The 6,627-nt window shown below is 72.4% G+C and carries 4 protein-coding genes and 1 pseudogene; 2 read left to right on the top strand and 3 right to left on the bottom strand.

Annotated features, from left to right (window positions below; all coding sequences use genetic code 11):
* Positions 1-330 (bottom strand): annotated as a pseudogene (locus ABZ452_RS30840) (hypothetical protein); the annotation flags it as partial.
* A 298-nt stretch (positions 331-628) separates the two neighbouring features.
* On the bottom strand, positions 629-2,107 hold the full coding sequence (locus ABZ452_RS30835) for an aminopeptidase P family protein (protein ID WP_357950446.1): 1,479 nt from the start codon (positions 2,105-2,107) through the stop codon (positions 629-631).
* A gap of 112 nt (positions 2,108-2,219) precedes the next feature.
* On the opposite strand from ABZ452_RS30835, the gene asnB reads away from it, so the two are divergent.
* The gene (gene asnB, locus ABZ452_RS30830; protein ID WP_357950443.1) at positions 2,220-4,181 is read left to right on the top strand and encodes an asparagine synthase (glutamine-hydrolyzing); all 1,962 of its coding nucleotides are present in this window, start codon (positions 2,220-2,222) and stop codon (positions 4,179-4,181) included.
* Positions 4,182-4,241: 60 nt separating this feature from the next.
* On the opposite strand, the gene ABZ452_RS30825 is transcribed toward asnB, so the two are convergent.
* Positions 4,242-5,363: a lytic polysaccharide monooxygenase gene (locus tag ABZ452_RS30825; RefSeq protein WP_357950440.1), complete on the bottom strand. Its 1,122-nt coding sequence runs from the start codon at positions 5,361-5,363 to the stop codon at positions 4,242-4,244.
* A 333-nt stretch (positions 5,364-5,696) separates the two neighbouring features.
* Here ABZ452_RS30825 and ABZ452_RS30820 point away from each other — a divergent pair, with 333 nt between their 5' ends.
* Positions 5,697-6,626, top strand: coding sequence for a PfkB family carbohydrate kinase (locus tag ABZ452_RS30820; RefSeq protein ID WP_357950437.1), 930 nt, complete (start codon positions 5,697-5,699; stop codon positions 6,624-6,626).
* The last annotated feature ends 1 nt before the right edge of the window (position 6,627 follow it).

The following is a 6,627-nucleotide window of genomic DNA, read 5'->3' as shown; positions in this document are numbered from 1 at the left end:
CTCCCGGACCTTGCCGTGATCCGCCCCGTCCGCGTCCCACTCACCACGGTTGCGGGCGTCCTCACCCTTGTCCTTGTCCTTGTCCTTGCCGTCCTCGTGGTCGCGCTTGTCGTCGCCGGCAGCGTTCTGCGGTGCGGCCACGCGGTTCTCGGCCACGCGCTCCGGGCTGCCGGACTTGTCGTTGTCCCGAGCCGCGAGGCCGCCGAGCGCCGCCAGCCCGACGACGCCGGTCAGGCCGGCCACGCCGGTGGCGACCAGGAGCGCCCGCCGCCTGCCTCCCGACGGGGTCATCGGGGCCCCGCCGTCGCTTTTCGTTACGTCGTTGGACATCAGAGCCTTCCGCCCTTTCGGTCTACCTAAAGGGGTCGCACCGCCCCAGGTCGAGCGACCAGCTACAAATCGGTTGCAGCCTCTGATCGCCACCGTATGAGAAGGATCCTCGCGACGCGGACGTATCCGAAGAAATCGCGCATTTGGCTCACGTTCGGCCCTGCGGCGTCAGCCGGGTCGTAGCGCGCACCGAGTGGCCGTGGGCAGCGCATACGACGACGGGCCCGGCACCGGCGTCGTTACCGCGAGAAACCTCGCAGACGCCGGCGGCGGGCCCGCCGGGGGTCGTGCCGGTCGGTCAGCCGGGCAGGCGGGGGCCGGCCTCGCGCTGCTCGGCCAGCCAGGTCTCCACCTCGTCGGAGCGGCGCGGCAGGCCGGCCGAAAGGTTCACCGAACCGTCGGCGGTGACCAGGATGTCGTCCTCGATGCGGACGCCGATGCCGCGCAGCTCCTCGGGGACCAGCTCGTCCTCGGGCTGGAAGTAGAGCCCCGGCTCGACGGTGAGCACGTAGCCCTCGCCGAGCGGCCCGTCCCGGTAGGTCTCCTTGCGGGCGTTGGCGCAGTCGTGCACGTCGATGCCGAGCATGTGGCTGGTGCCGTGCAGCGTCCAGCGGCGGTAGACCGTCGACGCAGGGTCCATCGCCTCGTCGACGCTCACCGGCAGCAGGCCGAGGTCCTTCAGCGCCTCGGCGAGCACCCGCATGGCGGTCAGGTGCACCTCGCGGAACGCCACGCCCGGCTTGATCACGTCGATGCCGGCCTGCTGGGCGGCGTAGACGGCGTCGTAGACCTGGCGCTGGAGCGGAGTGAACCGGCCGTCGACCGGGAGCACCCGGGTGACGTCGGCGGTGTAGAGGTTGCGGTTCTCCACGCCCATGTCCATGAGCAGCAGCTCGCCGGGGCGGGTCGCGCCGTGGTTGTGCACCCAGTGCAGGATCGTGGCGTGCTCGCCGGCGCCGACGATCGAGCCGTAGCCGACGTCGTTGCCGTCGTGCCGGGCGCGCAGCGCGAAGACGCCCTCCAGTAGCCGCTCGGAGACCGCCCGGTCGGCCGGGAGCGCCCGGGCCACGTCCTCGAAGCCGCGGACGGTGGCGTCGCACGCCTCCTGGAGCTGGGCGATCTCCCACTCGTCCTTGACCAGCTTCAGCTCCGAGATCGCGATGGCCAGCTCGCGGTCGCGGCCCGGCTGGCCCTCGGCCCGCGCCCCGTCGTAGGGCCGCACGGCGGCGTCCACCCGGGCGTCGAAGCCGCGCAGCACCCGGGTCCGGCCCGGCGCCAGCCCGGCCAGCGCCGCGTCCAGCTCGGTGAGGTCGGCGGTGGGCAGGCCCAGCTCGGTCGACTTCTCCTTCAGCGTCGGCCGCCGGCCCACCCACAGCTCGCCGTGGCGGCTGCGGAAGAACTCGTCGGTCGCGCGGGACGACCGGGGCCGCATGAACAGGGTGGCCTCGCCGCCCGGCCGGAGCACGAGCACGCTGTCCGGCTCCAGGTCGCCGGTCAGGTACGCGAAGTCGCTGCCCGGCCGGAACCGGTGGTCGGTGTCGTTGGCGCGTACCTTCTCGGTGCCGGTCGGGATGACCAGCGTCTCGCCCGGGAAGGCCTCGGCCAGCGCGGCCCGCCGCTTGGCGTGGTTGGGCACCTCCGGTCGGGGACCGACCGGCAGCTCCGTGTCCCGCCAGCCTTCCCGCATGAAGGACAGGAACGCCTCCGGGAAGTCCGGGTCGTGGGATTCGGTGCCGTCCGCCGGCTTGCCCTGCTGCTGTGCCCGCTCCTCGGCCATGCTGCCGCCTCCTTGCGCCTCGCCGCTGGTCCAGACGGTACCGCGCGGGCGGGAGCGGGGAGTGCCTGCGGTGCCGCGACGGCGGCTTCCGGCGCGTGGAAAGATGGCGACCATGTGCGGACTCCTGGCCTTTTTCAGCGCGCGCGGTGACGCCGCCGCTCACCGCGACCACATCGCCGGAGCACTGGAGTGCCTGCACCACCGCGGCCCGGACGAGACCGGGGTCGAGGTGGTCGGCGACGCCTCCGGCCGGTACGCGGACGGGGTGTTCGCGCACAAGCGGCTGGCGATCATCGACGTGGCGCTCAGCCACGAGCCGCTGCCCTACGCGAACGAGCGCTACCTGCTCACCTTCAACGGCGAGATCTACAACTACATCGAGCTGCGGGACGAGTTGATCCGCGACCACGGCGCCCAGTTCGCCACCAACGGCGACGGCGAGGTGATCGTCGCCGGCTACCACTACTGGGGTGAGCAGGTGCTCACCAAGCTGCGCGGCATGTTCGCCTTCGTGATCTGGGACCGGCAGGAGCGGCGGGCCTTCGGCGCGCGGGACTACTTCGGCATCAAGCCGCTGCACTACCTGGAAACCCAGGACGGGCTCTACCTCGCCTCCGAGAAGAAGGCGCTGCTGCCCTTCGCGCACTCGGCCTACCAGGGCGACGCGGGGATCGACGCCGCCAACCTGAGCCACTACCTGACCCTGCAGTACGTCCCGGAGCCGGGCACGTTGCACCGGGGGATCAGCCGGATCGGGTCGGGGGAGTACCTGACCTGGACGCCGGGCGGCCGGATCGAGGTGCGCCGCTGGTACCGGCCGGTGTTCCGGCCGGCCCCGGTCTCCGACGAGCAGAAGCTCTACCACGAGATCCGGGAGACGCTGCGGGAGAGCGTCCGGATGCACATGCGCTCGGACGTGCCGGTCGGCTCGTTCCTCTCCAGCGGCATCGACTCCACCGCGGTGGTGGCCCTGGCCCGGGAGTTCAACCCGAACATCCTCACCTTCACGGTCGGCTACGACGTGCCGGGCTACTCCGAGATCGACGTGGCGCAGGACTCGGCCCGGCACCTCGACGTGACCACGATCCCGACCAAGATCGGGCCGCAGGACATGATCGAGGCGCTGCCGAAGATCGTCTGGCACCTGGACGACCCGGTCGCCGACCCGGCCCTCGTGCCGCTCTACTTCGTGGCGAAGAAGGCCGCCGAGCACGTCACGGTGGTGCTCTCCGGCGAGGGCGCGGACGAGTTCTTCGGCGGCTACACGATCTACCGGGAGCCGCTCTCGCTCAACGCGGTGAACAACCTGCCGGGCGGGGTGCAGAAGGGCCTGCGGGCGGTCTCCAAGGCCATCCCGCAGGGCGTGAAGGGCAAGAGCTTCCTGGAGCGGGGCACCACCCCGATCGAGGAGCGCTACTACGGCAACGCCCGGATGTTCACCGAGGAGGAGAAGCAGCACCTGCTGCGCCGCTACGACCCCTCGGTCCGCTACACCGACGTCACGGCGCCCATCTATGCCGAGGCCACCGAGCTGGACGACGTCACCAAGATGCAGTACGTCGACCTCTACACCTGGCTGCGCGGCGACATCCTGGTCAAGGCCGACCGGATCTCGATGGCGCACTCGCTGGAGGTGCGGGTGCCCTTCCTCGACCGCGAGGTGTTCAACGTGGCGGCCGGCATCCCCGTCGACCTGAAGCTGCCGCCCCGCTCCGACGCCACCAAGTACGCGATGCGCCAGGCGTTGCAGGGCGTGGTGCCGCCGGCCATCGTCAACCGCAAGAAGCTGGGCTTCCCGACCCCGACCCGGGTCTGGCTGCGCGGCGAGATGTACGAGTGGGCCCGGCACGTGCTGGCGACCTCGGGCGCGGGCGACCTCATTGACCTGTCGTACGCCATGCGGCTGCTGGACGAGCACAAGCGGGAGGAGGCGGACCACTCCCGCAAGGTGTGGACCGTGCTGATCTTCTGCATCTGGCACGCCATCTTCGTGGCGAAGACGCTCGACCCGGGCATCCAGCGCAACCAGTCCGCCCTGCTCACCAAGCCGGTGGTCGGCAGCATGGTCCGCTGACGCGGGTGTGCGGCGGGGCCCCCGGGGACGTACCCCCGGGGGCCCCTTCTCACGTCGGGGTCACCGGCCCGTGCAGGTGACCGTGGGCAGGGTGTTCGTGCCGGAGAAGTTCGCGGTGAAGCCGAACGTGGTGGTGCCCTCCGGTGGGACGCTCCCGTTGTAGGCGGCGTTGGTGACCGTCACGGCGGCCCCGCTGGTGCTCACCGTGCCGTTCCAGAGCTGGGTGATGCTCTGGCCGCTGGGCCAGGTCCAGTTCGCCGTCCAGCCCGCGTAGGTCCGGGTGCTGTGGTTCATGATCATGACCTCACCCTGGAAGCCGCCCTGCCAGGCGCTGACCACCTTGTACACCGCCATGCAGGCGCCCGACGGCATGGTCGGGGTCGGCGTCGGGCTCGGCGAGGTCGGGGTGGGCGTCGGGCTGGTCGGCGTCGGCGTCGGCGTCGGCGTGGTGGGGTTCGGCGACGGCGTGCCGCCGGAGCCGATCCCGGTCACCTCCCCGTTGCCGCCGTCGAAGGTCACGTCCGAGCAGCCGAAGAAGTTCTCCTGGCTGTCCGAGCGGACCCAGCGGGAGTAGATGATGTGCCGGCCGCTCTTGTTCGACGGCAGCGAACCGGTGAAGTAGTAGTGCCCGTCGTTGGTGCCCACCGAGCCGCGCTGCGGCGGGTTGGTCACCTGGAGGAACGGCTGCTCCTCCAGGTCGCTCCAGGCCAGCGGCCGGGTCGGGCTCCAGCTGTCCTTGGTCACGTAGAAGTAGAAGGTGCCCGGGTGGTGGGCCCAGTTGCTGTAGCGGAACTCCATCGACCGCCCGGCCGTCAGGTGGGTGACCGGCCAGTCGGTGCGGGCCAGGTCGTAGCCGCTGAAGTTCGCGTTGCCGCCGCTGCACAGCTTGCCGTCGGGGATGAACCCGACGGTCCGGCCGCCCGCGTCGGAGCGCAGCACGCTGAACCAGTTGTAGAGCGAGTTGGCGCCGCTCTGGGCGACCGCCGCCGAGCAGGCGGGGTTGTTCGGCCTGATCTCCCCGGTCGCGGTGAGACCGTCCTTCCAGCACAGGTAGGTCCGGGCGCCCGGCGTCATGGCCGCGCCATGCGCGGCGGCCGGGTCGGAGCCGGTGGCCAGGGCGAACGCGCCCAGGGCCAGGGTGGCGGCCGCGGTGAGCAGCGCGGCCGTACGGGATCGGTGCACGGGATCTCCTGACTCGCGGGGCGCGACCGCAACGGCCCGCCCCGCTGCGACGAGCGGATGCGACGATCGCGGTGCCACGCCCGGCGGTCGGAGTGCGGCCGGGGCCGTAGGGGGACGCGCACCGCCTGCGGTCCGTGCCACGGACCGGTGAGTGCCCTCGCGTCGGCTCGACCCGGCGGCCGGCGGCGCGGCAGCCCCCGCGCCCTCCCGGCACGCGCAATCCCATCACGTCCGGTCATCCCGCGCAATAGCCGTCCGTCGATGCGGGCGTCTCGTCGCGCCGGGCCCCCGCCATGCGCCAGGATCGGGGGTACGACGGCGGAGGGAGCCAGGATGGGTTACGCGGTGGTGCTCGGCGAGGCGCTGGTCGACCTGCTCGAAACCGAGCACGACGGGGAGCCCGTCTTCCGGCAGGCGATCGGCGGAGGGCCGCTGAACGTGGCCGTGGCGGTGGCCCGGCTCGGCGGCGACGTCCAGTTCGTCGGGTCGCTCGGCGACGACCCGCTCGCCACCCGGATCCGCGCCTTCCTGGGCGCCGCCGGCGTCGGCGTGGACGGTGCGGTCACCGTGCCGGCGCCGACCGCGCTGGCGGTGGCCACCTTCGCCGGCCCGGAACCGGACTTCCGCTTCTACGGCGAGCCCCGCTCATACGCGCTGCTCACCGCCGACGACCTGGACGTCGCCCTGGTCGAGGGCGCGCAGGTGCTCTACTGCGGCTCGATCGTGCTGCTCGACCCGCCGGTGCTGGCCGCCGCCCGCCGGGCCTGGGCGATGGCCGGTGCGCTGCGGGTGTTCGACCCGAACGTGCGCCCGAGCCTGCTCACCGGCCCGGGCGCGCTGGACGACCTGCGCGCCGTGGTCGCCGAGTTCGCGGCGAGCGCCCACCTGGTCAAGCTGAGCGCCGCCGACGCGCGCCACCTCTACCCGCGTGAGCCGGTCGAGGGCGTCGCCGCGTACCTGCGGGAACTGGGCGCGGGGACCGTGGTGGTCACCCTTGGCGCGGACGGCGCGCTGGTCGCCGCCGCCGCCGACGTGGTACGCGTGCCCGCGCCGAAGGTCGACGCGGTGGACGCGACCGGCGCGGGCGACTCGGTGATGGGCGCGCTCATCGCCGACCTGCTGCACGCCGGCGAGCCGGCGGACCCGACCGGCTGGCGCGACCGGGTGGCCTTCGCCCTGCGGGTGGCCGGCCTGGTCTGCGAGTCGCCCGGCGGGGCCACCGCCATGCCCACCCGGGAGGCGGTGGCCGAGCGCTTCCGCTGAG

This window comes from Micromonospora sp. NPDC005707, from assembly GCF_040631005.1.
Classification (GTDB): Bacteria; Actinomycetota; Actinomycetes; order Mycobacteriales; family Micromonosporaceae; genus Micromonospora.
Note: the sequence above shows the minus strand (reverse complement) of the source record. Positions and strands in the feature narration are given on the sequence as shown.

Bases quoted from the DNA above. Each gene is read 5' to 3' on its own strand.
- asnB (WP_357950443.1), top strand. From the start codon at position 2,220: ATGTGCGGACTCCTGGCCTTTTTCAGCGCGCGCGGTGACGCCGCCGCT.
- ABZ452_RS30820 (WP_357950437.1), top strand. From the start codon at position 5,697: ATGGGTTACGCGGTGGTGCTCGGCGAGGCGCTGGTCGACCTGCTCGAA.
- ABZ452_RS30835 (WP_357950446.1), bottom strand. From the start codon at position 2,107: ATGGCCGAGGAGCGGGCACAGCAGCAGGGCAAGCCGGCGGACGGCACC.